This window comes from Pseudomonas sp. s4, assembly GCF_046764235.1.
In the GTDB taxonomy this organism is placed as follows: domain Bacteria; phylum Pseudomonadota; class Gammaproteobacteria; order Pseudomonadales; family Pseudomonadaceae; genus Aquipseudomonas; species Aquipseudomonas asiatica.
This window is the reverse complement of sequence record NZ_CP177209.1, coordinates 2740975-2764600: the sequence shown is the minus strand read 5'-3', so window position 1 is coordinate 2764600 and position 23626 is coordinate 2740975. Positions and strand designations below refer to the sequence as shown.

Here is a 23626-nt window from a genome sequence, read left to right as displayed (position 1 = left end):
CCAGCTCAGTACAGACGGGCCTTGATCAGCGGGCGCAGCAAATAATTGAGCACGCTGCGCTTGCCGCTGAGGATATCCACCTCGGCAACCATGCCGGGGATGATCGGCAGCACCTCCTCGCCGCGCTTGAGCTGGCTGCCGTCAGTGCGGATCAGCACCTGGTAGTACGACTCCTTGCCATGGGGCGTGTCCTCCTCGATGGTGTCGGCACTGATCTGCTCCAGGGTGCCCTTGAGGTCACCATAGATGCTGAAGTCGTAGGCAGTGATCTTCACCTTGGCCGGCATGCCCGGTACCAGGAAGGCCACGTCGCGCGGCTTGATCCTGGCCTCGACCAGCAGGCGGTCCTCCACCGGGATCACTTCCATGATCGCTTCGCCGGGCTGGATCACCCCGCCACGGGTGTTGATCAGCACGGTGTTCACCCGCCCACGCACCGGCGAAACGATCCCGGTACGGCGCAGTTGGTCCTGGCGCTGCTGGACGATCGGCTCCAGGGCACTGAGGTCGGCCTTGCGCTGTGAGCGTTCGGTATAGGCATCCTGGAAGTAGCTACTCTTCAGCTCGGTCAGCTTACCGTTGAGGGTAGCGATGTCCTGGCTCAGCCGCAGCGCCTCCATCTGGCTCACCGCACGCTTGGCCACCAGCGGGCGGACCAGGTCGAGCTGGCTCTGGGCCAGGCTGATCTGCCTCTGGATCGCCTGGCTGCCTTCGAGCAGCTTGTCCCGCCGCGACTTGAACAGCTCGCGCTCGGAACGCGCCAGCGGCCCTTGCGGGTCGATGTCCGGCGGGAACTCTATCGCCGCCTTGCCCAGCACCTCGGCGTCCAGCCGGGCGATGGCCGCGCGCAGCACGCCGGCCTGGTTGGCCGACTCCTGGAAATTGGTGAGAAAGCGCGTCTCGTCCAGGCGCAGCAGCGGCTGGCCGACCTCCACCAGATCGCCCTCCTGCACCAGCAGACGGTCGAGAATGCCCCCTTCCAGGCTCTGGATCTTCTGGATGCGGCTGAACGGCACCACCCGCCCATCGCCGCGCGTCACTTCATCGAGCTCCGTCCAGGCGGCCCAGGCGACGAACAGCAAGACGCTGCCGAGCAGGGTCCAGAGCAGCGGGCGATAGACAGGGTGAGTGGTCGCCAGCAAGGGGTCGGCCAGTTGCCGGCGCAGCACTACAGAACTCTTTTCAGCTGCCATGGCCGGCTCCTTCGGCGACCTGTGGCGCCTGCACCTGATTGCCCAGCACCACCTGGTTCAGCGGGCCGTCCATGATCACCTGGCCGTTGCGCAGCACCACCGCACGGTCCACCAGCGCCAAGACGCTTTTCTTGTGGGTGGTGATGATCAGGGTACGGCGGCCCAGCCATTTCTGCAGATAGTCGATGACCTGTTTCTCGCTGTTCTGGTCGAATGCCGCGGTCGGTTCGTCGAGCAGCAGGATCGGTGGGTCCTGCAACAGCACCCGGGCCAACCCCACCGCCTGGCGCTGGCCACCGGAGAGACTGGCGTTGCCCTGGATCGGCATGTCCAACCCCAACGGGTGGGCGCGCACAAAAGTACCCAGCCCCACGCCATCGAGGGCTTCCAGCAATTCCTCGTCGCCCAGCGCGGCGTTGGCCAGGTTGAGGTTTTCGCGCAGGCTGCCGTGGAACAGCGCCACGTCCTGCGGCAAGTAGCCGATGCCGCGCTGGCGGTCGGCCGGGTCGAGCTGGCTCAGGGCGATGTCGTCCAGCAACAGCCGGCCGGATTGCGCGTCGAGCAGGCCGCTGAGCAGCCGCAGCAGGGTCGACTTGCCAGCACCGTTGCCGCCGAGCAGCGCCACCCGCTCGCCGGCCTGGATGTTCAGCGCCTGCACATCGACCACCGGTGGGCTGTCGCCGTGGGCCAGGCGCAGCGCCTCCAGGCGGTAATGCCCGTGGAGCCGGTCGCGGTGCACGAAGCGCTTGCCGGCGGGCCGCTCCTGCTCGGCGGACATCAGCTGGTCGAGGCCCTCCAGCGCCACCTTGGTGTGCTGCCAGCGGCCAAGAATGGCGGCAGCCTGGGACAGCGGTGCGATGGCCCGCGAGGCCAGGATCGAACAGGCCACCAGGGCACCGACGGTCATCGCGCCGTCGCTTATCCGGTAGACGCCGAACACCACCACCCCGACATAGCACAGCTGCTGGACGATGCTCGCCGAATAGCTGAGGGTCGAGGCCAGGGCGTGGGTCTTCATTGCGGTACCGGCCAGTTCCCCGGTGAGCGTCTCCCACTGCTGTTGGCAGCGGCCTTCGGCACGCGCGGCCTTGACCGTCTCCAGGTGTTCGAAGGCTTCCAGCAGCACGCTGTTCTTCAGCGCCCCCTCGCGCAGGTTCTGCCGCGACAGGTGCCCCAGCAGGCGCTGGGTCAGCAGCCCTGGCAGCAGCATCAGCACACAAGCCACCAGCGGCACCCAGACCACATGGCCGCCGATCACGGCAATGATCAACAGGAAGATCGCCACGAACGGCAGGTCGCTGATCAGTGCGGCGCTGGACGAAGTGAAGAACTCGCGGACCGACTCGAACTCACGCACCTGGGTGCTGAACGCGCCCATCGACGCCGGTTTGGCGGCGATCCGGGTACTCAGCACGCGCGCGAACAGCAGGCTCGACAACTGCAGGTCCAGGCGCTTGCCGAGAACGTTCAGCAGGTGCCCGCGAAGGATCCGCAATACCCCGTCGACGATGATCGCCAAGGCCACGCCGCTGGCGAGTATCCACAGGGTATCGAAGGCTGCGTTGGGCACCACGCGGTCGTAAACCTGCATGGCGAACAGCGCCGAGGCGACGGCCAGGACGTTGGCCACCAGGGCCGCCGCCGTGACTTCCGCATAAGAGCGCCAGAGCCGCTTGAGCGGCCCGAAGAACCAGTGCTCCGGCAGGCCGCTGGCGTAGTCGCCCACCCGCCCATCGGGGCGGTAGCGGCACTTGGCGAACACCGCCGTGCCGCTGTAAAGCGCCTCCAGAGCGGGCCGCGCCATGCACTCACGGCCGCCGTCGCTCTGCGGCACCAGCACCTCGTACTGCTCACCCTCGATGCCAACCAGCAGCAGGCTGCGGCCATCGTCGAGCAACAGCAGGGCCGGCAGCAGGTAGGCGTCCATCTGCCGCAACGGCAGCTCCGCGACCCTGGCAGTTATGTCGGCGCGACGCAGGGCGCGGGCTACCAGGCGCAGCGGCAGGCGTCCGTGCTCTATTGCCAGGCCGTCGACCAGTTCGGCGTCGCCCAACGGCCGGCCCAGTTGCCGGCACAGCAGCAGCAGGCCCTGGCGCAGCGGGTCGTCGTGGTTCAGGGTCACGACATTATCCGGGGATTGTTCAACTTCCATGATTCAACCGATTCTCCAGTAATGCCCCCAACAACCCGACCTGCGCGGCCGCTCGATACTCGATACGCTTGCGCTCTATGTGCAGATTGATCAACTGCCGCTCGGCCTCGAAGCGTTCGCGCTGCACGTTGAGCAAGTCGATCACGTCGCGTCGGCCGACCTCGAATTGCTCGCGGTACAGCTCGCCAACCTGCTCCGACTCCGTCACCTGCTGGCTCAGGGACTGTTCCCGCCACCGTAGCGTGTCACCGTTGTCGAACAGCGTCTGCAACTGCCGGCGGATGTCACGCTGCATCGCATCGGCCGTCCATTGCGCCGACTCCAGACGCTGTTGCGCAGCAGTCGGCCGACGGAAGTTGGAAAGCCCCTGGAAGGTATCCATGCGAAAGCGCAGCGACATCACCGAGTCGCTTTCCGGACGACCGCCGATCTCCCGGCGCAACGCTGAGGCCTCCAGGTTCAACTGCGGCAGCAACGAAGCCTTGGCCTCGCGCACTTGCGCCTCGGCGACATTGGCGTCCTCCAGCGCCTTGCGCTGCAACGGCGACTCACGGATCACCCGCGCCACGTCGCTGGCAGCCAGGTAGCGCTGCAGCGACATCGGCTCTGGCTCCACCAGCTCGGAGGGGTCCTGGCCAACCAGGATCGCGTACTGGTTGCGCGCGTCCTGCAGGTTGCCCTTCTCCAGCGACAGCTGTTCCTGGGCACGCGACAGTTCGAGGTTGGCGCGGTCCAGTTCGCTGCGGTCGGCGTAACCATCGCTGCCGCGCGCCTGGGTCATCTCGCGGATGCCGTCCAGACGCTGGATGTGCTGGCGCACCGTTTCCACCCGGCGCTCCGAGGCAAGCACGTCGAGGTAGGTCTCGACGATATCCAGTGCAGCATCGTCGCGCGCCACCAGCACCGCCTCGGACAGTTTGCGCCGGGTGGCGCTGGCGCTGTCGACCTTGCTCGTCACCCTTCCCCAGTCATACAGCATCTGCGATACGGTGACGTCGTAGACGACCTCGCCAACGTCGAACTCCTGCGGCCCCCCGGACATGGTGACGGAGGGGTAGTAACCACCCTTGGCGATCTCTACCTCGGTACCCGCACGGTCCGCTTCGGCCATCGCCGAACGCACCTGCGGGTGGATCGCCAACCCCGCCCGCACCGCCTGGTCGAGAGGAATGGCCGGCGCGGACAGCGGCAGCCCGAAGCACAGGAGCCAAAGGGCTCCCGCGCCACGGCGCCTTCCCTTGAGCACGGACAGGCCGCGCATCAGACCACGACCTGTACCGTGTTGTCCTCGATCAGCAGGGTACTGCTGCCAAAGTTGTAGACATCGTAGGTAATGCCGTTGACCTGCTGGGTGGTTCCTGTGTTCACGGCACCCACCACGTTGAGGGTGTCGTTGCTCTCGCCAGTGATCTGCAGGATGTTGTTGCCATCGGTAATGGCGTCGACCTCCGCCGCAGTCAATGTCAGCACGCTCCCCGAGTCGCCCTTGCCGAGGTCGATACGCTCGATGTTCGAGAGCGTGCCGACGCCGACGGCGTTGTAGTCGAGGTCGATGCCGTCGGCCAGGATCAGGGTGTCGAAGCCCGCACCGCCGTCGATGCTGGTGAAGTCGGTCGCGGTGATCTGGATGGCGTCGTTGCCATCGCCTGCCACTACCTGATCGCCGGTCCCCACGTTGAAGATCAGGTCGCTGCCATCGCCTCCATTGATGTGCTCCGAACTGCCGTCCGCCCCGGACATGACATCGTCCCCCGAGGTGCCGTTGACGTCGATCTGGCCGATATTCAGCGACAGCCCGTTAGGGGCCAGGGTGATGCCGTAGGCCGAGCTGTCGTTGCCGTTGGTGTCGGTGGCGACGATGTTGAACGAGATCTGCGAACCGAGGTTGAGGATATCGGTGATGTTCAACCCCAACTGGGTGAGGACGGTCGGGCTCAGCAGGTTCAGCGAGAAGTTGCCGGAACTGTCCGCCTGGATCGGCAGCAGCTCGACGTTCAGCGCCGGGGTGATGACACGGATCACCACGCTGGAGTCCGGCTCGGTGGTGCCGCTGAAACCGAACCGCGGGTTCAGTGGGTTGAGGCTGACATCGACGCCGAAGTTACCGATGGTCACTGGCTGCTCGATGCTGCTGCCGACGCCGATGGTCGCCACATTGCTCGGGTTGCCGGCAGGGTCCTCACCGGTCACGGAGACTTGGGCATTGAGCAGTTGGTCCAGGGTAAGGTCTATGTCCAGGTCGGTGAGCAGGTTCAGCGAAGCCAGCCCGCTGTTGTCGGCAGTTACCGTGGCGGTGGCAGTGACCCCGCCGACGTCCACGGTGACCGTCAGTTCGGTGCCCGGATCGGTGGAGATGGTCAGGATGCTGCCCACCAGCGACAGCACCGGTGTTGAAGGCGGAATGGTGTCGACGGTGAACGGCACCGGGTTCGACGCGATACCGCCATTGATATCGGCGGTGACGGTCGAGGCGCCCTCCGGGAACGGCCCCATGCCATCGCCAGGGGGTATGGTCACGGTGACGCTGCCGGCCAGGATGTCGCCGGCAGTGATGGTGTGCGTTACCTGCGTCTCATAACCGTTCTGCCCGGCGAACGCGACGGTGATCACCTGGCCGACCTGCATGGTCGGGCGGATCGTCACGTCGACCTGGATGCCGTCGCTGATCTCGGCAGCGTTGATCCAGGTATCGGCTGCCTCCGGTACGCTGATGGTCGGCGGAGCCAGGTCCGGCGCGTTGATCGTTGCCGGGCCGCTGAGGTTGCCGGCAGCGTCGGCGGTGACCCCGCTGATCAGCTCGCCGGTGATCAGCGGTGGTGCCAACGGCAGGCTGAAGTTACCGGCGCCGTCGACATTCACCGTGATCGGGTTGGCGGTATCGCCGTCGATCACGAGGCGCACCTGGCTGTTCGGCTCGGCGGTACCGGTCAGCAGCGCACCGTCGGCACTGATGCTCAGCAGCGGCGCCGACGGCGCCACCGTGTCGACCGTGGTACTGGCCGGGCCACTGCTGTTGCCGGCGGCGTCCTGGGCCACCGCGGTGACCACCGTGCCATTGGCCAGCGGCGTGGTTGGGGTGAAGCTCCAGTCGCCACTGCCGTCGGCGGTCGTCTCGCCGATCGGGTTGCCGCCACCATCGGTGAGGATGACGGTGGCGCCGGGCTCAGCGGTACCCGTGAGGACCACACCATTGCTCGGCTCGATGGTCGGCGCGCCCGGGGCGATAGCGTCAACGGTGACGCTGCTCGGCCCGCTGGCATTGCCGGCCGGGTCCTGGGCCACGGCGTTGACCACTGTGCCGTTGGCCAGCGGGGTTGCAGGCGTAAAGGTCCAGTTGCCACTGCCGTCGGCGGTCGTCTCGCCGATCGGGTTGCCGTTGCCGTCGGTGAGGATCACCTTGGCTCCGGCTTCGGCGGTACCACTGATCTCGGTGCCATTGCTCGGCTCGATCGTCGGCTGGCCTGGGGCTACGGCATCAACCGTGGTGCTGACCTGTGGGGTGCTGGTGTTGCCGGCGGCGTCCTGAGCCACGGCGTTGATCACCGTGCCGTTGGCCAGAGGCGCACCAGGCGTAAAGGTCCAGTTGCCACTGCCATCGGCGGTCGTCTCGCCGATCGGGTTGCCGTTGCCGTCGGTGAGGATCACCTTGGCCCCGGCCTCAGCACTACCAGTGATCACGGCCCCGTTGCTCGGGTCGATCGTCGGCTGGCCAGGTGCGACTGAATCCACCGTGGTGGTGCCCTGCAGGCTGGTATTGCCGGCCACGTCCTGGGCAACGGCGATGATCACTGTACCGTTGGCCAGCGGAGTCGCAGGCGTGAAGGTCCAATTGCCACTGCCGTCGGCGGTCGTCTCGCCGATCGGATTACCGCTACCGTCAGTGAGAATCACCTTGACCCCTACTTCGGCGGTACCAGTGATCACCACCCCGTTGCTTGGATTGACGATCGGCGCGGCCGGGGCAATTGCGTCAACGGTGACGCTGGCCGGCCCGCTGGTATTGCCGGCCGGGTCCTGGGCCACGGCGTTGATCACCGTGCCGTTGGCCAGCGGTGTGCCGGGTGTGAACGACCAGTTGCCGCTACCATCGGCGGTCGTCTCGCCGATCGGGTTGCCGTTGCCATCGGTGAGGATCACCTTGGCTCCGGCTTCGGCGGTACCACTGATCTCGGTGCCATTGCTCGGCTCGATCGTCGGCTGGCCTGGGGCTACGGCATCAACCGTGGTGCTGACCTGTGGAGTGCTGGTGTTGCCGGCGGCATCCTGAGCCACGGCATTGATCACCGTGCCGTTGGCAAGCGGAGTTGCAGGTGTGAAAGTCCAGTTACCGCTGCCATCGGCGGTAGTCTGGCCGATGGGGTTGTCGCTGCCGTCGGTGAGGATCACCTTGGCCCCGGCTTCAGCGGTACCAGTGATCACTACCCCGTTGCTCGGGTTGATGATCGGTGCGGCCGGGGCGATGGCATCAACGGTGGCGCTGGTCGGCCCGCTGGTATTGCCGGACGGGTCCTGGGTCACGGCATTGATCACCGTGCCGTTCGCCAGCGGAACTGTAGGCGTGAAGGCCCAGTTGCCACTGCCGTCGGCCGTCGTCTCGCCAATCGGGTTGCCGCTACCGTCAGTGAGAATCACCTTGGCCCCTATTTCGGCGGTACCACTGATCACCACCCCGTTGCTCGGGTTGATGATCGGTGCAGCCGGGGCGATTGCGTCAACGGTGACGCTGGCCGGCCCGCTGGTATTGCCGGCCGGGTCTTGGGCCACGGCGTTGATCACCGTGCCGTTGGCCAGCGGCGTGCCAGGTGTGAACGACCAGTTACCACTGCCATCGGCGGTAGTCTCGCCGATCGGGTTGCCGCTGCCGTCGGTGAGGATCACCTTGGCCCCGGCTTCGGCGGTACCGCTGATTTCCGTGCCGTTGCTCGGTTCGACCACCGGTGCGGCCGGCGCAACGCCGTCCACGGTAATGACCGCTGGCGCACTATCGGTCCCACCGGGGTTACGTGCCACAGCGTTGACCACAGTGCCATCCGGCAGCGGTATACCGGGCGTGAACGACCAGTTGCCGCTGCCGTCGGCGGTGACCTGGCCGATCGGGTTGCCGTTGCCGTCGGTGAGGGTAATGGTGTTACCCGCATCCGCGGTACCGCTGATCACCGAGCCGTTGCTCGGATCGACCTGCGGAATCGACGGCAGCGACGAGTCCACGGTAGTGCTACCGGGGGCACCAGTATTACCGGCGGCATCAGTCGCCGTAGCGTTGACCACGGTGCCGTTGGGCAGTTGCGTGCTGGGTATGAACGTCCAGTTACCGCTACCGTCAGCGGTGACCTCGCCAATGGGATTACCGTTGCCGTCGGTGAGGGTCACGGTGCTGTTCGGCTCGGCAGTACCGTTGATCACGTTGCCGTTGCTCGGATTGACCACCGGCGCGGCAGGTGCGATCGAATCCACGGTGGTGGTGCCCTGTGGGCCGGTGTTCCCAGCCGGGTCGGTCGCCGTGGCGTTGACCACTGTGCCGTTGGCCAGCGGCGTACCAGGGCTGTAGCTCCAGTTGCCGCTGCCGTCGGCGGTGGTTTGGCCGATGGGGTTGCCGCTACCATCGGTCAGGGTGATGGTACTGCCCGGCTCGGCGGTGCCGCTGATTTCGCTGCCGTTGCTGGGCTCGACCACTGGAGCCGCCGGGGCTACCGAGTCCACCGTGGTGGCGGCCTGCGGACCGGTGTTGCCGGTCGGGTCGGTTGCCGTGGCGATGATTACGGTGCCGTTGGCCAGCGGCGAGCCAGGGGTGAAGCTCCAGTTGCCGCTGCCGTCAGCGGTGACCTGGCCGATCGGGTTGCCGCTGCCATTGGTGAGTGTGACGGTAGCACCCGCTTCGGCAGTACCGCTGATGGTCGTCCCGTTACTAGGATCGATTACCGGTGCAGCCGGCGCGCTGGAGTCGACCGTGACCGTCGCTGCCGGGCTGGTGTTGCCAGCCGGGTCGCTCGCCGTCGCATTGACCACGGTGCCATTGGGCAGTGGTGTGGCTGGGGTGAACGTCCAGTTGCCGCTACCGTCGGCAGTGGCTTCGCCAATCGGGTTACCACTGCCGTCAGTGAGGGTCACGGTGCTGTTCGGCTCGGCGGTACCGCTGAGGCTGCTGCCGTTGCTGAGATTGATGGTGGGTGTACCCGGCACCACGCCGTCTACGGTGGTGCTGCCCTGCCCGCTGGTATTGCCAGCCGGGTCGGTCGCCGTGGCGTTGACCACGGTACCGTCGGCCAGCGGCGTACCAGGGCTGTAGCTCCAGTTGCCGCTGCCGTCGGCGGTGGTTTGGCCGATGGGGTTGCCGCTGCCATCGGTCAGGGTGATGGTACTGCCCGGTTCGGCGGTGCCGCTGATTTCGCTGCCGTTGCTCGGTTCGACCACTGGAGCCGCCGGGGCTACCGAGTCCACCGTGGTGGAGGCCTGCGGACCGGTGTTGCCGGTCGGGTCGGTTGCCGTGGCGATGATCACGGTGCCGTTGGCCAGCGGCGAGCCGGGGGTGAAGCTCCAGTTGCCGCTGCCGTCAGCGGTGACCTGGCCGATCGGGTTGCCGCTGCCATTGGTGAGTGTGACGGTAGCACCCGCTTCGGCAGTCCCGCTGATGGTCGTCCCGTTACTAGGATCGATTACCGGTGCAGCCGGCGCGCTGGAGTCGACCGTGACCGTCGCTGTCGGGCTGGTGTTGCCAGCCGGGTCGCTCGCCGTCGCATTGACCACGGTGCCATTGGGCAGTGGTGTGGCTGGGGTGAACGTCCAGTTGCCGCTGCCATCGGCAGTGGCTTCGCCAATCGGGTTACCACTGCCGTCAGTGAGGGTCACAGTGCTGTTCGGCTCGGCAGTACCGCTGAGGCTGCTGCCGTTGCTGAGATTGATGGTGGGTGTACCCGGCACCACGCCGTCTACGGTGGTGCTGCCCTGCCCGCTGGTATTGCCAGCCGGGTCGGTCGCCGTGGCGTTGACCACGGTACCGTCGGCCAGCGGCGTACCAGGGCTGTAGCTCCAGTTGCCGCTGCCGTCGGCGGTGGTTTGGCCGATGGGGTTGCCGCTGCCATCGGTCAGGGTGATGGTACTGCCCGGCTCGGCGGTGCCGCTGATTTCGCTGCCGTTGCTCGGTTCGACCACTGGAGCCGCCGGGGCTACCGAGTCCACCGTGGTGGCGGCCTGCGGACCGGTGTTGCCGGTCGGGTCGGTTGCCGTGGCGATGATCACGGTGCCGTTGGCCAGCGGCGAGCCGGGGGTGAAGCTCCAGTTGCCGCTGCCGTCAGCGGTGACCTGGCCGATCGGGTTGCCGCCGCCATTGGTGAGTGTGACGGTAGCACCCGCTTCGGCAGTCCCGCTGATGGTCGTCCCGTTACTAGGATCGATTACCGGTGCAGCCGGCGCGCTGGAGTCGACCGTGACCGTCGCTGCCGGGCTGGTGTTGCCAGCCGGGTCGCTCGCCGTCGCATTGACCACGGTGCCATTGGGCAGTGGTGTGGCTGGGGTGAACGTCCAGTTGCCGCTACCGTCGGCAGTGGCTTCGCCAATCGGGTTACCACTGCCGTCAGTGAGGGTCACGGTGCTGTTCGGCTCGGCGGTACCGCTGAGGCTGCTGCCGTTGCTGAGATTGATGGTGGGCGTACCCGGCGCCACGCCGTCTACGGTGGTGCTGCCCTGCCCGCTGGTATTGCCAGCCGGGTCGGTCGCCGTGGCGTTGACCACGGTACCGTCGGCCAGCGGCGTACCAGGGCTGTAGCTCCAGTTGCCGCTGCCGTCGGCGGTGGTTTGGCCGATGGGGTTGCCGCTGCCATCGGTCAGGGTGATGGTACTGCCCGGCTCGGCGGTGCCGCTGATTTCGCTGCCGTTGCTCGGTTCGACCACTGGAGCCGCCGGGGCTACCGAATCCACCGTGGTGGCGGCCTGCGGACCGGTGTTGCCGGTCGGGTCGGTTGCCGTGGCGATGATTACGGTGCCGTTGGCCAGCGGCGAGCCAGGGGTGAAGCTCCAGTTGCCGCTGCCGTCGGCGGTGACCTGGCCGATCGGGTTGCCGCTGCCATTGGTGAGTGTGACGGTAGCACCCGCTTCGGCAGTACCGCTGATGGTCGTCCCGTTACTAGGATCGATTACCGGTGCAGCCGGCGCGCTGGAGTCGACCGTGACCGTCGCTGCCGGGCTGGTGTTGCCAGCCGGGTCGCTCGCCGTCGCATTGACCACGGTGCCATTGGGCAGTGGTGTGGCTGGGGTGAACGTCCAGTTGCCGCTACCGTCGGCAGTGGCTTCGCCAATCGGGTTACCACTGCCGTCGGTGAGGGTCACGGTGCTGTTCGGCTCGGCGGTACCGCTGAGGCTGCTGCCGTTGCTGAGATTGATGGTGGGTGTACCCGGCGCCACGCCGTCTACGGTGGTGCTGCCCTGCCCGCTGGTATTGCCAGCCGGGTCGGTCGCCGTGGCGTTGACCACGGTACCGTCGGCCAGCGGCGTACCAGGGCTGTAGCTCCAGTTGCCGCTGCCGTCGGCGGTGGTTTGGCCGATGGGGTTGCCGCTGCCATCGGTCAGGGTGATGGTACTGCCCGGTTCGGCGGTGCCGCTGATCTCGCTGCCGTTGCTCGGCTCGACCACTGGAGCCGCCGGGGCTACCGAATCCACTGTGGTGGTCGATGGAGCACTGGTGTTGCCGGCTGCGTCCCGCGCCACCACGTTGACCACAGTGCCGTTTGCCAGCGGCGTGGTCGGGACATAGCTCCAGTTGCCACTGCCATCGGCTACTACCTGGCCGATCGGATTACCGCTGCCGTCGGTGAGGGTCACGGTGCTGTTCGGCTCGGCAGTACCGTTGATCACGGTGCCGTTGCTCGGATTGATCGTGGGTGCCGAAGGTGCCACGCCATCGATCACGGTGCTGGCGGGCGGGCTGCTGTTGCCGGCGGCATCCGTGACCACCGCATTAACCACTGTTCCATCAGGCAGTTGGGTATCCGTGGGATATGACCAGTTGCCATTGCCATCGGCTGTAGCGTGGCCGATTGGGTTGCCGTTGCCGTCGGTGAGGACCACGGTACTGCCTGGCTCGGCTGTACCGCTGAGGCTGCTACCGTCGCTCAGGTTGATGGTGGGCGCACCCGGCGCCACGCTATCCACGGTGGTGCTGCCCTGCCCGCTGGTATTACCGGCCGCATCGGTCGCGGTGGCGTTCACCACGGTACCGTCTGGCAGCGGTGTCGCCGGGGTGTAGCTCCAGTTGCCGTTGCCATCGACAGTCACCTGGCCGATCGGGTTACCGCTGCCATCGGTGATGGTCACGGCGCTGTTCGGCTCGGCGGTACCGCTAAGCTCGGTACCGTTGCTCGGATTGATCACGGGTGCCGCTGGCGCCACACCATCAATAATGGTGCTGGCGGGCGGGCCGCTGTTACCGGCGGCATCCACGACCACCGCTTTGACCACCGTGCCATCGGGCAGTGGGCTATCGGGTGTGTACGACCAGTTGCCGTTGCCGTCGGCGGTAGTCTGGCCGATGGGGTTGCCGTTGCCGTCGGTAAGCAGCACGGTGCTGCCCGGCTCGGCGGTACCGCTGAGGCTGGAGCCGTTGCTCGGGTTGATGTGCGGCGCATCAGGGAAGTCAGGGGCCTGCACGGTAGCGGGCGGGCTGCTATTGCCGGACGGATCGGTCACCACCACGGAAACCGTTTCGCCGTTGGTCAGTGGCGGATTCAGCGGAATCTGGAATTTGCCGTCGGGGCCGACGACCACGCTGACGTCGGTTTCTCCATCGCCATTGCTGTCGATGCCCACGGTGGCGCCCGGCTCGGCCGTGCCGCTGATGCTGCTGCCATCCGGGGCAATTTGCAACCCGCTGGCCGGCGCCGGGGCCGAAGTATCGGGCGGCACACTGCTGTCACCGCCACCACCACCGCCACCACCGCCATTGCTGTTGGCGATCGCGACGCCGCCACCAATGATCGCAGCGCCAGCCAGAAGTGCAGCACCGGGGCTGAGCCCGCCAATGGTGCTGTCGGCGCCAGTGAGTGACTCGAACCCGGCCGGCGTTTCCTGGGGTACATAACCCGCCACCAGCGGCCCATCGGCAGCGACCGGCGGCAGGTCGACGGCCAGCAGCTTGTCCCGGTCTACCAGGTACAACTGGCTTGCAGGCTGCCCCTCGACATAGAAGTTGGCAATGCGCAGGCTTTCGCCACTCTTCAGCTGTACGATCAGATCGGCACCGCTCTTCGTGTAGCCCGACACACCTTCCGGAGCAATGTCCAGAACAATGTTACTGCTCTGGGTAAGAGTCAGGATTCCGTTGTTGGGGATTGCGATGGGGGCGGCAGAAGTAACACTTTGAGCGAGGGGAGATACCTTGGCCTGAATCGACATACCTGACAGTCCTTTTGTCTACAGCACGACTGAGCGGTCGCGCTCATATCTCCAGAAATAGCACGCTGCTCATAAAACGCCAGCCGGTTTATTACAAATAACTCGCGAGCCCTCCCAACTTTGACGAGAACGCCAGTCGCAATTGATTTCTTGATCGAAAGTAGAAGCTTGTTTGGATTAATACGAATGGAGAGTAACCCCCCATTTTGATAGATGCGATTGGATGACACTCCACTGCCGCCCCATCCAATTGAACATGGGCATGTAAACTCGCCGGCAATGGAGATGAGGAAATCGCGATGAACGACTTGGAAACCGAGCCGCCCCGAGACGAGATACCGGCATGCACCACTCATCGAGCGGCTTGTTCAGTATTTGCTCTAGTTGAACTTGAGCTTGGCCACCTTGCTCAGTGCCCACCCACTGAACACGTAGAACGCATCCAGGTAGAAGCGCCCTTCGTAGTTGGGCAGCGGCTCACGATTCAACAACAGTTCGGGCATGTCGGGCGAAGGGGGAAACAGCGCATAGAAACCGTTGGGCAACACCGCCAACGCAATGAGCAGCAGGTAGGTCACGGCCCGCAGCATGCTGGCGTGGCTATCGGACTGTTCGGCCCATTTCAGGCCGAACCAGGCGATCAGGCCGGCAACGGGCAACACCCAGAAATGCGTGGGCATCCCAATGAACATCTCAGCAACAACGCTTCTGGTTTCCAACTTGGTGTTCTCCGTTCAAATGAGCGGATTATTGCGGCTGGGGGCGGCAAATGCAAAAAGCCCGCTCTCGAGGGCGGGCCTTTTGCATCAAGGGTCAGATGATCATGCTTTCGAACACATCAGCGCGGCGTCCAGCAGCCTGCCATGGTCGTACCAGGCATCACGTTGATAGGCCGCGAACTGGCGCCGGGCTCCCGTGCCCCGCACCTCGACCAGGCCACCCGCCGTGTCGGGGTCGGTGCTATCGACAAACAGCCTGACCGAGTTATCGCCATCGACCTGGTAGGTTTTCACATTCCCTTGAAGCTCGCTTTTGACGCACCCCAGGTACGCCGGCGTACTTCTTTCCGTGGCCCCGGCTGCATACCCATGGCCTTGACGCACATCGGGGTCATGCGCACAGCCTGTCATGAACAGTGTGGCGAAGGTGGACATCAATATTGCACCTGCTACCGATCTTGAACTTTTCACGCGACACGCTCCTGCCACCCCATCGAGTAACTTGGGAAGTGTTGCCGAACTGCATGCCCCTTTTTTTGTTTTAGTTTGACCATGTTACTGCTCAATTTTAGCCGGGCAATATGCCTGTTTGCTATATCGGCTCCAGGGCGGGCTTTACCCGCGAAGTTAAACTTCGTTCATGGATCAGCGGGCAAGTTGCAGGCAAGCCAGCCTGGGCGAGCATGCGTTGTCTTGCAGTGTGTTCGCACAGGCGTGGCCGCAAGCGGAAGGGATTACTGGGTGCATCAATAGCGGCGGTAGTCCTGACCACCATGGTAGCCGTCGTTGAAATGCCGGTGATGGCCGCCGCCGTGATGCCCACCGTGGTGCCAATATGGCCAGCAACCACCGAGCAGCAGCAACCCTGACAACACTACGACCCATACAGTCTTGCGTTTCATGTGCGTACCTCCGGCCAGGTGAAACCAGGCCTTGCTTACGTTGGACCGCACAAAGGTGGGATGTTCAGGCAGAGGTACGCCGCTGGTGATCTTGCGGGCAAGAGTTCAGCTGGCGGTCGACTCAAAGGACGTGCAGCGCCATGTGGCCATGAACCAGACAGTGGGCGGACAAAATTTGTCCCAAAACCGGGTAGTCACTCTGCAGATGACCCCGATTTCGGGTACAACCAGGCCCACAAATGGGGGTCAGGCGATGGCCTTGAGAAACACAAATGTCGCTGCCAGATCCAGGACCAGCACAGCAACCACAACGAAGATCATGTAGTAGCGGTCATTCTGAGTCATTTCTGCGTACTCCGCATGATCGATGCCCCAGGGTCGCAGCAATTTGCATTCCACTTCCCGGGTGCTCTCAGGCCGACCGGGCCTGATGGATGGGCAGTTCGACCCTGAATGTCGTACCGACTCCCACCTCGCTGTCTACGCGGATCTCGCCACCATGACGCTTGATGATTCCGTACGAAAGTGACAATCCCAGCCCGGTGCCCTGGCCGATGGGCTTCGTCGTGTAGAACGGATCGAAGATCTTTTGCAGGCTTTCGCCAGGAATGCCACAACCATTGTCTGCGACTTCGATCCATACCCACTTGTCACTGGCACCGGTTCGCAGGGTAATTCTGCCACGCTCGGCCCCCATCGCCTGGGTGGCATTGACCAGCAGATTCATGATTACCTGATTGATCTGTGAAGGCAGGCATTCGACCGGCGGCAATGGGCTGTAATCCTTGACAAGGTCCGCCTTGTGCCTGAGTTCGCTGGCAACGATGTTCAGCGTTGACTCTATGCCTTGATGCAAGTCTGACACTTGCCAGTCATGGCTGGTCTCTACTCGCGAAAAGTCCTTGAGGTCCTTGACGATCCGCGCAACGCGGCTGATACCGTCCTTGGATTCGCGGATCAGCGCCGGAATATCCTCCAGCAAGTAATCCAGCTCGATTTCCGTGCGCAACTTCGCCAGCTCCGCGCCGAGCGCGTTCGGAACCAGGGTATTTTCCGCGTCAGCATATGCCTTCAGCATGTCCTGCAAACGGCCGAAATAGTCGTCCAGTGCACCGAGGTTGGAAGAGACAAACCCAATCGGGTTGTTGACTTCATGGGCTACGCCGGCTGCCAGTTGACCGAGCGAGGCGAGCTTTTCGGACTGGACCAACTGGTTCTCGAGCAATCGGCGTTCATCCACCTCGCGCTGCAGTGCTGCGCTGGCTTGGGTAAGTGCCTGGGTACGCCGTTCGACCCGCTGTTCCAATTCGTCGTTGGCACTCACCAGCGCTCGGTTTACACGGTTTATTTCGGCGTAGCTACGCATCAGCCACATCCCCATGTACAGCAATAGCAATACCAGCAGGGTGGAAAACACCAACAGGTAGAAATGGTATCGCTGAGCCGTCAGCGCTGCTGCTTGCTCGTCACGGTCCAGCATCAGCGCAATGGCGTCCAGACTCTCGGCGATCGGAACCGCCTCGATCGCTTCAAGTAGTTGATCGACCTTGGGTTGCTCACGAAGAATCAACTCAATGTGTTTGCTGATGGTATCGATGGGCACCTGAAAATTGACAGGCAAGCGCTCCTTGTTGACCGAAAGGTTGTTCAGTCCGACAAGGATGTCGGCAGCTTTTTCATCTGTTGTGGCATGGGCAAACTCAAGGCTGCTCAGCATCAGGTCGTAGGTATCGCTGGTGATTCTGCGCAGACGCACTGTATCGGCATCAACCAATCGACGAAGGTGCACCTGTATCACATCGGCCGCAGCCGGGAGAAAAGCCAGGGAATTTCGCAGGATCGCATTGTGCGTCTTGAAGCGCGAGACCAGCAGGACCTTGTCGTCAAAGGCCTGTTGGTAATCGCGAAAAGCCTTTTGCCAAGCGAGCATTTCTGTTTTTTGATGACGCCCTTCCAGCGTGCCGAACTCCCGCCATAGGCGCTTCATTTCAATCAACGGCAGCACCAGCGGGTCGTAGTTGTAATTGGTGGTGGTGCGCGCCTTGAGCACTGCCCCCTCCCACTGTGCATCGTACTGCTTGATCTGGCGAATCAGATCGCGCGCCTGGGCGTAGTTGCCACTCTCATCGGACCTGGACATCCAGTACAGGTAGACCAGCACGGAAGCCAGCGACATGGCGCACGCAGCCAACAGCAGCAGACTGCGCCGAGCGTTCAACCTCATAGCGGTTTACCCTCCCATTGGCCGGTGAGGGTCTGGAGAAACTTGATGATCAGCGCTTTATCATCGTCGCTCGGCGTACGTCCCAACTGATAATGAAACATGGCATCGACGGCTGCTTCCAAGGTGGGCGCCGAACCATCATGAAAGTAAGGGGCAGTCACCTCCACGTTTCGCAGGCTTGGAACTTTGAACAGGTGGAGATCGTCCGGATCACCTGTCACGTTGTAGAGCCCCTGATCTGCCAAGGTAACACTGCCACGGTTGGTGAAATAATCATCGAAAACACCGAACTTCTGCAGCATGTTGCCGCCGATATTCACACCCTGGTGGCAGGCTATACAACCGTACTCCTGGAAGCGCTGATAGCCATGCTTCTCTTCCAGGCTGAGGCTGCTGGTATCTCCTTTCAGATAGCGATCGAAGCGTGAATCGGGTGTCAGCAGGGTACGCTGGTACGTAACCAGGGCATCTTTGACATCGATGGCGGTCACTGGTTTGCCATAGGCTTCGGCGAACCCCGTCTGGTAAGCCGGATCGTCAGCAATTCGTTGGACCACGGTAGCCCAGCCATCTTCTTTGCCGTCCGTATTACCGGTTGCCAGGTGCACCAGGCCGTCAAACGATTGCGCGCGCCCATCCCAGAACTGCAGGAAGTTCAGGCTGGCGTTGAAGACGCTGGGTGTGTGAACTGGCAAGGGTTTGCCATCTGCACCAGGCGAGCGCGCCTGCCCGTCCGCGCCACCACGATCCAGGCGATGGCAATCAGCACAGGACTGGCTGTTATCGAGGGACAATCGCGAGTCATTGAACAGTTTGCGCCCCAGTTCCACCCGGGCAGGGTCAAGCTCAGGCACCGCCGGCAATGGCGTGAGCGGCCCACCAATGCTCTGGGCCAGCACCCATGCCGGCAAAACCACAAGCATCGAGACAACGATGCGAACCTGCAGACAAGTCGGCACAGCACAACCCTCCCTGGCGAGATGCACCTGCCTCCGAGCATAGTGAGGCCAACAGACAAAAGCTAACGGCGGGGGCAAATATCATCTAGGCTGTGGCCAGGGAGTAGTCTGGCCGAGGCCGGCAGGGAGGGACCCATGGAGCTACCCGTTACCGATGGCGCAGCAGCCAAGCCGGTGATACTTCTGGTTGACGACGAGCCCTCGATTCTCAGCAGCCTTCGTCGTCTACTTCGCAACCAACCCTACGAACTCCTCCTTGCCGAAAGCGGTGCCGACGCCCTGCAACTGCTCCAACAACGCCCGATCAATCTGGTGATGAGTGATGCGCGTATGCCAAACATGGACGGGGCAACACTGTTGGCCCACGTACATGAGCGTTTTCCCGACACGTTGCGCATTCTGCTTACGGGTTACGCTGACACGGACACCATCGCGAAAGCCATCAATGATGGGCACATCTATCGTTACATCAGCAAACCCTGGAATGATGAAGAGCTGTTGGTCACATTGCGCCAGGCATTGGCCCACCAACATTCGGAAAGCGAACGAAAGCGCCTGGAACAGCTGACTCAGGTTCAGATCAAGCAACTCAAGGCGCTTAACGAAAGCCTTGAACAGCGTGTAGCGGCGCGCACCGCCGAGTTGCAGCAAACCGCCGACATGCTTGACCTTGCCTATGAAGAACTCAAGCGCAGTTACGTGACCAGCACCGAATTCTTTTCGCAGTTAGGCAACCTGCGTCTGCCCAAGGCCAAGCAGACCAACCGGCAAGTCATAGAACTGATACGGGTGTATTGCACCAGCCATGGGCTGGACGAAGGTAGCTGTCGCAACCTGACCATGGCTGCAGCCCTCTACAACATCGGCAAGATGAGCTGGACCGACAGCATGCTCACCTGCCCTGCCGATCTCATTCCTCCACCAGAGCGCGAACTGTACCGGTCATACCCGAAACAGAGCGAAGCGCTGGTCATGACCCTGGAGCCAATAAAAGAGGCTGCACAACTCATACTTCACCACCAGGAACGCTGGGATGGCAGCGGTTTTCCGGGCCACCTGAAGGGCGCGGCAATTCCACTGGGCGCCCGCTGGTTGAAAATGGCCGTGGATTTCATCGAGTTGCAGCGCGGAATGGTCCTGGATCGCCAGCTCAATAGCGATGAGGCACTGCTCTACATACGCAAGTATGCTGGAAAGCTGTATGACCCAGACCTGGTGGAAGACTTCGTCAACGTCTGTGCCGAGTACATGCGCGACATTACCTTGACCGACCCGGCGATCAAGGTATTGAGCACGCACGAACTGGCAGAGGGTATGATACTGGCGCGCAACCTGAATGCCGACAATGGCATGCTGCTATTGAATGCCGGCAAGGTACTGAACGGTGCGCTGGTGAAAAAACTGATTGCCTTCGAAGAAATGGAAGGTGGCAGATACAACGTGTTCATCAGGGTTCCCGAGCAGGCCGGCAGCCTGCAGCCATCGCCCGCAACGGCAGGCTGACCCCGTTGCGGGCAGGTGCTGAAATCCGTTCGTCATGCATCGTGGCAAGCGGGGTGCCTGGCCGTCCCCGTATGACTGCCGGCACTACTACCAGCCAACGGCTATCCTTCAGGTTTCGGTAGGAGGGCGTATGTGCGGAAGGCTCAGCCAGTACCGTGGCATACATGACTTCGTTGAAACCCTGAGCCTGCCAGAGGCCTGGCGGAACAACGTCGGCGACCAGCCGCTTGGCCGGTACAACATCGCGCCGACCACGCTGGTGGCGGTACTGCGGATGGATGACGCAGGCCCTCGAGCTGACCTGGTGAGGTGGGGGTGGCGGCCGCATTGGGCAACCGATCGCGCTGCGCCGATCAACGCGCGGGTCGAGAAGGTGGCGCATGGCCCATTCTTCCGGGCGATCTGGCCGCACCGGGCCATCACCCCTGTCGACGGCTGGTACGAATGGGTTGATGAAGGTGGGCCGAAGAAACAACCGTACTACATCCGCCGCCAGGATGGGCGCCCTGCCCTTTGCGCCTCGATCGGCCAGTTCACCGGCACCGAGCACGACGGGTTCGTCATCATTACCGCCGACGCTCAGGGCGGAATGGTCGACGTTCACGACCGCCGGCCTGTCGTGTTGTCGCCAGAACTGGCGTACGAGTGGATCGCGGCAGCAATGCCCAGCGAGCGCGCAGAACAACTGGTGCTCAACCTGGGTGAGCCGGCCGAAGCCTTCGAGTGGTACCGGGTGGGTATCGCCGTGGGGAATGTGCGTAATCAAGGTGCCGAGCTGATGAACCCGCTTCAATGAATGGAGGCAAATCCTTTCCGCGCGCTTTGGTATCAGAAATCGACCTGTACGGAACCCGTTTGAACAGCTTGGACAGAAACCACGGGCCAATCACCACTTTCGGGCGACTGCTCATTCCCCCATCACCAACGTCAATCCCGCTCGGCTCTTTGGCTGGCCTCCGGAGGGGAGTACGCCATGCGATACTCGCCAAGTCGACGAAAAGGTGACTGCTTTATCCAGGGCTGAGCCTTGTGCAGAATAAACAGCTGTAAAGCCCAGAAGCCAAGGCAGAAGGTTGTTCTTCCGCCATTCTCCAACGGCATTTCATAAGACAGTGCCACGCCAGCGAACATGATGCTGACAAAGAAGAAACCGCTGGCCAGGGCATTCGCCAGAAAATTGAGCCTGGGCCATTGTTCTGGCAGCAGCTCCAGCGGCCCCAGCGCGATCAGAGCAATGCCGAAAGGCACCGAATACATGATAAATGACGCGGATGGGTCCCCGTATCGCAGGATCGCTATCCACATCGCCAGGCAAACGAACGCTGCCGTCGGAGATCTAGTCGGCTTTATTCGTAAGCCAAACGTCCTGAACCTTCGCAACAAACCCATTACCAATCTCCCTGTTTGGTAAGCGGAGGAAGCATATCACCCCCTTTCAACCAATGACTCCTCCCCGATCAGGCCAACACCTGGAGCATCCATGACGATTGAGTGGACCGCGCGCCAAACGGCGTGCTCAAGGCAAAGCGCATTTCGCCGAATCGCCATTGGTCATCCCGCCCGGGAAGAACGGTGAGCACGTAAAACCAGCACCATCAGTAGCGCCCGATCGTCAAGGGTCCGGGGATCAGATACCGCCCCCGTATAACTGCCGTCGCACCTATGCGACAATGTGCTCAATGTCTGGTCTCAACCCCGCATTCATCGCCCATCAGCTCGGGCATAGCGTGCAGATGCTCTTATCACTCATGCGCGCTGGATTAACTCGTCCAACGACTGGCAGGAGCTGGAAAAGCTCCTGATTGGTCCGAAATGGGTCCGACGCTGCGAAGTAGTCACGTAAGTTATTGATAGGTAAGCCTCTTGATCTCCACCGCCAACATCACCATGCAGTTCGGCTCCAAGCCGCTGTTCGAAAACGTTTCCGTCAAATTCAACAACGGCAACCGCTACGGCCTGATCGGCGCCAACGGTTGCGGCAAGTCGACCTTCATGAAGATCCTCGGCGGTGACCTCGAACCGTCGGGCGGCCAGGTCATGCTCGAGCCGAACACGCGCCTGGGCAAGCTGCGCCAGGACCAGTTCGCCTATGAGGAATTCACCGTGATCGACACGGTGATCATGGGCCACGGCCAACTGTGGAAGGTCAAGGCCGAGCGCGATCGCATCTACTCGCTGCCGGAAATGACCGAGGAAGACGGCATGGCCGTCGCCGAGCTGGAAACCGAATTCGCCGAGATGGACGGCTACACCGCCGAATCACGCGCCGGTGAACTGCTGCTGGGCCTGGGTATTCCGCTGGAACAGCACTTCGGCCCGATGAGCGAGGTGGCTCCGGGCTGGAAGCTGCGTGTCCTGCTGGCCCAGGCGCTGTTCTCGGACCCGGACGTACTGCTGCTCGACGAGCCGACCAACCACCTGGACATCAACACCATCCGCTGGCTGGAGAACATCCTCACCGCGCGCAACAGCACCATGGTGATCATTTCCCACGACCGGCACTTCCTCAACAGTGTCTGCACCCACATGGCCGACCTGGACTACGGCGAGCTGCGCGTGTTCCCGGGCAACTACGACGAGTACATGACCGCTGCCACCCAGGCCCGCGAGCAGCTGCTGTCGGACAACGCCAAGAAGAAAGCCCAGATCGCCGAACTGCAGACCTTCGTCAGCCGCTTCTCGGCCAACGCCTCCAAGGCCAAGCAGGCCACCTCGCGGGCCAAGCAGATCGACAAGATCCAGCTGGCCGAGGTCAAGCCGTCGAGCCGGGTGAGCCCGTTCATCCGCTTCGAACAGACCAAGAAGCTGCACCGCCAGGCCGTCACCGTCGAAAAAATGGCCAAGGCCTTCGACGACAAAGTGCTGTTCAAGGACCTGGGCTTCACCATCGAGGCTGGCGAGCGCGTGGCGATCATCGGCCCCAACGGTATCGGCAAGACCACCCTGCTGCGCACCCTGGTCGGTGAAATGACCCCGGACAAGGGTGAAGTGAAGTGGACCGACAGCGCCGAGGTGGGCTACTACGCCCAGGACCACGCCCACGACTTCGAAGACGACATGACCCTGTTCGACTGGATGGGCCAGTGGACCTCCGGCGAGCAGGTGATCCGCGGCACCCTCGGGCGCATGCTGTTCTCCAACGACGAGATTCTCAAGTCGGTGAAGGTGATTTCCGGTGGTGAGCAAGGCCGCATGCTGTTCGGCAAGCTGATCCTGCAAAAGCCGAACGTGCTGGTGATGGACGAGCCGACCAACCACCTGGACATGGAATCGATCGAAGCGCTGAACCTGGCGCTGGAGAACTACCCGGGCACCCTGCTGTTCGTCAGCCATGACCGTGAGTTCGTGTCTTCGCTGGCCACGCGCATCATCGAGCTGTCGGCTGATGGCGTGGTGGACTTCAGCGGTACCTACGACGATTACCTGCGTAGCCAGGGTGTGCTGGTCTGATTGATGGAGCGGCCTGGCCATCTTGTATGGCTGGGCCGGCCTCTTCGCGGGCACGCCCGCGAAGAATTCACCGCCGATCCACGGGCTGGCACTGCCCGACGAATAATTCGTTAGCCTGCTTTCATTTCTTTCGCGCAACGG

The 23626-nt window shown here is 62.9% G+C and carries 13 protein-coding genes; 3 read left to right on the top strand and 10 right to left on the bottom strand.

Going from position 1 to position 23626, the window contains the following annotated elements:
* Positions 1–5: 5 nt before the first annotated feature.
* The 9 genes from ACK56M_RS12995 to ACK56M_RS12955 all read right to left on the bottom strand — a co-directional run bounded on the left by ACK56M_RS12995 (position 6) and on the right by ACK56M_RS12955 (position 18496).
* Positions 6–1193: an HlyD family efflux transporter periplasmic adaptor subunit gene (locus ACK56M_RS12995; protein ID WP_411959500.1), complete on the bottom strand. Its 1188-nt coding sequence runs from the start codon at positions 1191–1193 to the stop codon at positions 6–8.
* Positions 1183–3345: a type I secretion system permease/ATPase gene (locus ACK56M_RS12990; protein ID WP_411959499.1), complete on the bottom strand. Its 2163-nt coding sequence runs from the start codon at positions 3343–3345 to the stop codon at positions 1183–1185. The genes ACK56M_RS12995 and ACK56M_RS12990 overlap by 11 nt, the downstream gene beginning before the upstream one ends.
* Positions 3335–4606, bottom strand: a complete 1272-nt coding sequence (locus tag ACK56M_RS12985) for a TolC family protein (protein WP_039613506.1) — start codon at positions 4604–4606, stop codon at positions 3335–3337. Before ACK56M_RS12985 ends, ACK56M_RS12990 begins: the two co-directional genes overlap by 11 nt.
* Complete coding sequence (locus ACK56M_RS12980; RefSeq protein ID WP_411959498.1) at positions 4606–13728, bottom strand: Ig-like domain-containing protein; 9123 nt, start codon at positions 13726–13728, stop codon at positions 4606–4608. Before ACK56M_RS12980 ends, ACK56M_RS12985 begins: the two co-directional genes overlap by 1 nt.
* Positions 13729–14108: 380 nt before the next feature.
* Positions 14109–14420, bottom strand: a complete 312-nt coding sequence (locus tag ACK56M_RS12975; protein WP_039614856.1) for a hypothetical protein — start codon at positions 14418–14420, stop codon at positions 14109–14111.
* 129 nt (positions 14421–14549) lie between these two features.
* Positions 14550–14882, bottom strand: a complete 333-nt coding sequence (locus tag ACK56M_RS12970) for a hypothetical protein (protein ID WP_015270217.1) — start codon at positions 14880–14882, stop codon at positions 14550–14552.
* 311 nt (positions 14883–15193) lie between these two features.
* Positions 15194–15349, bottom strand: coding sequence for a hypothetical protein (locus ACK56M_RS12965; RefSeq protein ID WP_158239717.1), 156 nt, complete (start codon positions 15347–15349; stop codon positions 15194–15196).
* A 412-nt stretch (positions 15350–15761) separates the two neighbouring features.
* The gene (locus ACK56M_RS12960) at positions 15762–17573 is read right to left on the bottom strand and encodes a DAHL domain-containing protein (RefSeq protein ID WP_100413724.1); all 1812 of its coding nucleotides are present in this window, start codon (positions 17571–17573) and stop codon (positions 15762–15764) included.
* Entirely contained in the window at positions 17570–18496 is a 927-nt protein-coding gene (locus ACK56M_RS12955; RefSeq protein ID WP_015270215.1) for a cytochrome-c peroxidase, read from the bottom strand. The genes ACK56M_RS12960 and ACK56M_RS12955 overlap by 4 nt, the downstream gene beginning before the upstream one ends.
* 171 nt (positions 18497–18667) lie before the next feature.
* On the opposite strand from ACK56M_RS12955, the gene ACK56M_RS12950 reads away from it, so the two are divergent.
* Positions 18668–20035: an HD domain-containing phosphohydrolase gene (locus tag ACK56M_RS12950; RefSeq protein ID WP_217190563.1), complete on the top strand. Its 1368-nt coding sequence runs from the start codon at positions 18668–18670 to the stop codon at positions 20033–20035.
* A gap of 130 nt (positions 20036–20165) precedes the next feature.
* Positions 20166–20831, top strand: coding sequence for an SOS response-associated peptidase (locus ACK56M_RS12945; protein WP_217190561.1), 666 nt, complete (start codon positions 20166–20168; stop codon positions 20829–20831).
* Positions 20832–20962: 131 nt separating this feature from the next.
* Here ACK56M_RS12945 and ACK56M_RS12940 read toward each other — a convergent pair whose 3' ends face one another.
* Positions 20963–21292: a hypothetical protein gene (locus ACK56M_RS12940; RefSeq protein ID WP_224765924.1), complete on the bottom strand. Its 330-nt coding sequence runs from the start codon at positions 21290–21292 to the stop codon at positions 20963–20965.
* A gap of 606 nt (positions 21293–21898) precedes the next feature.
* Here ACK56M_RS12940 and ACK56M_RS12935 point away from each other — a divergent pair.
* Positions 21899–23485, top strand: a complete 1587-nt coding sequence (locus tag ACK56M_RS12935; RefSeq protein WP_013972511.1) for an ABC-F family ATPase — start codon at positions 21899–21901, stop codon at positions 23483–23485.
* Positions 23486–23626: the final 141 nt, after the last annotated feature.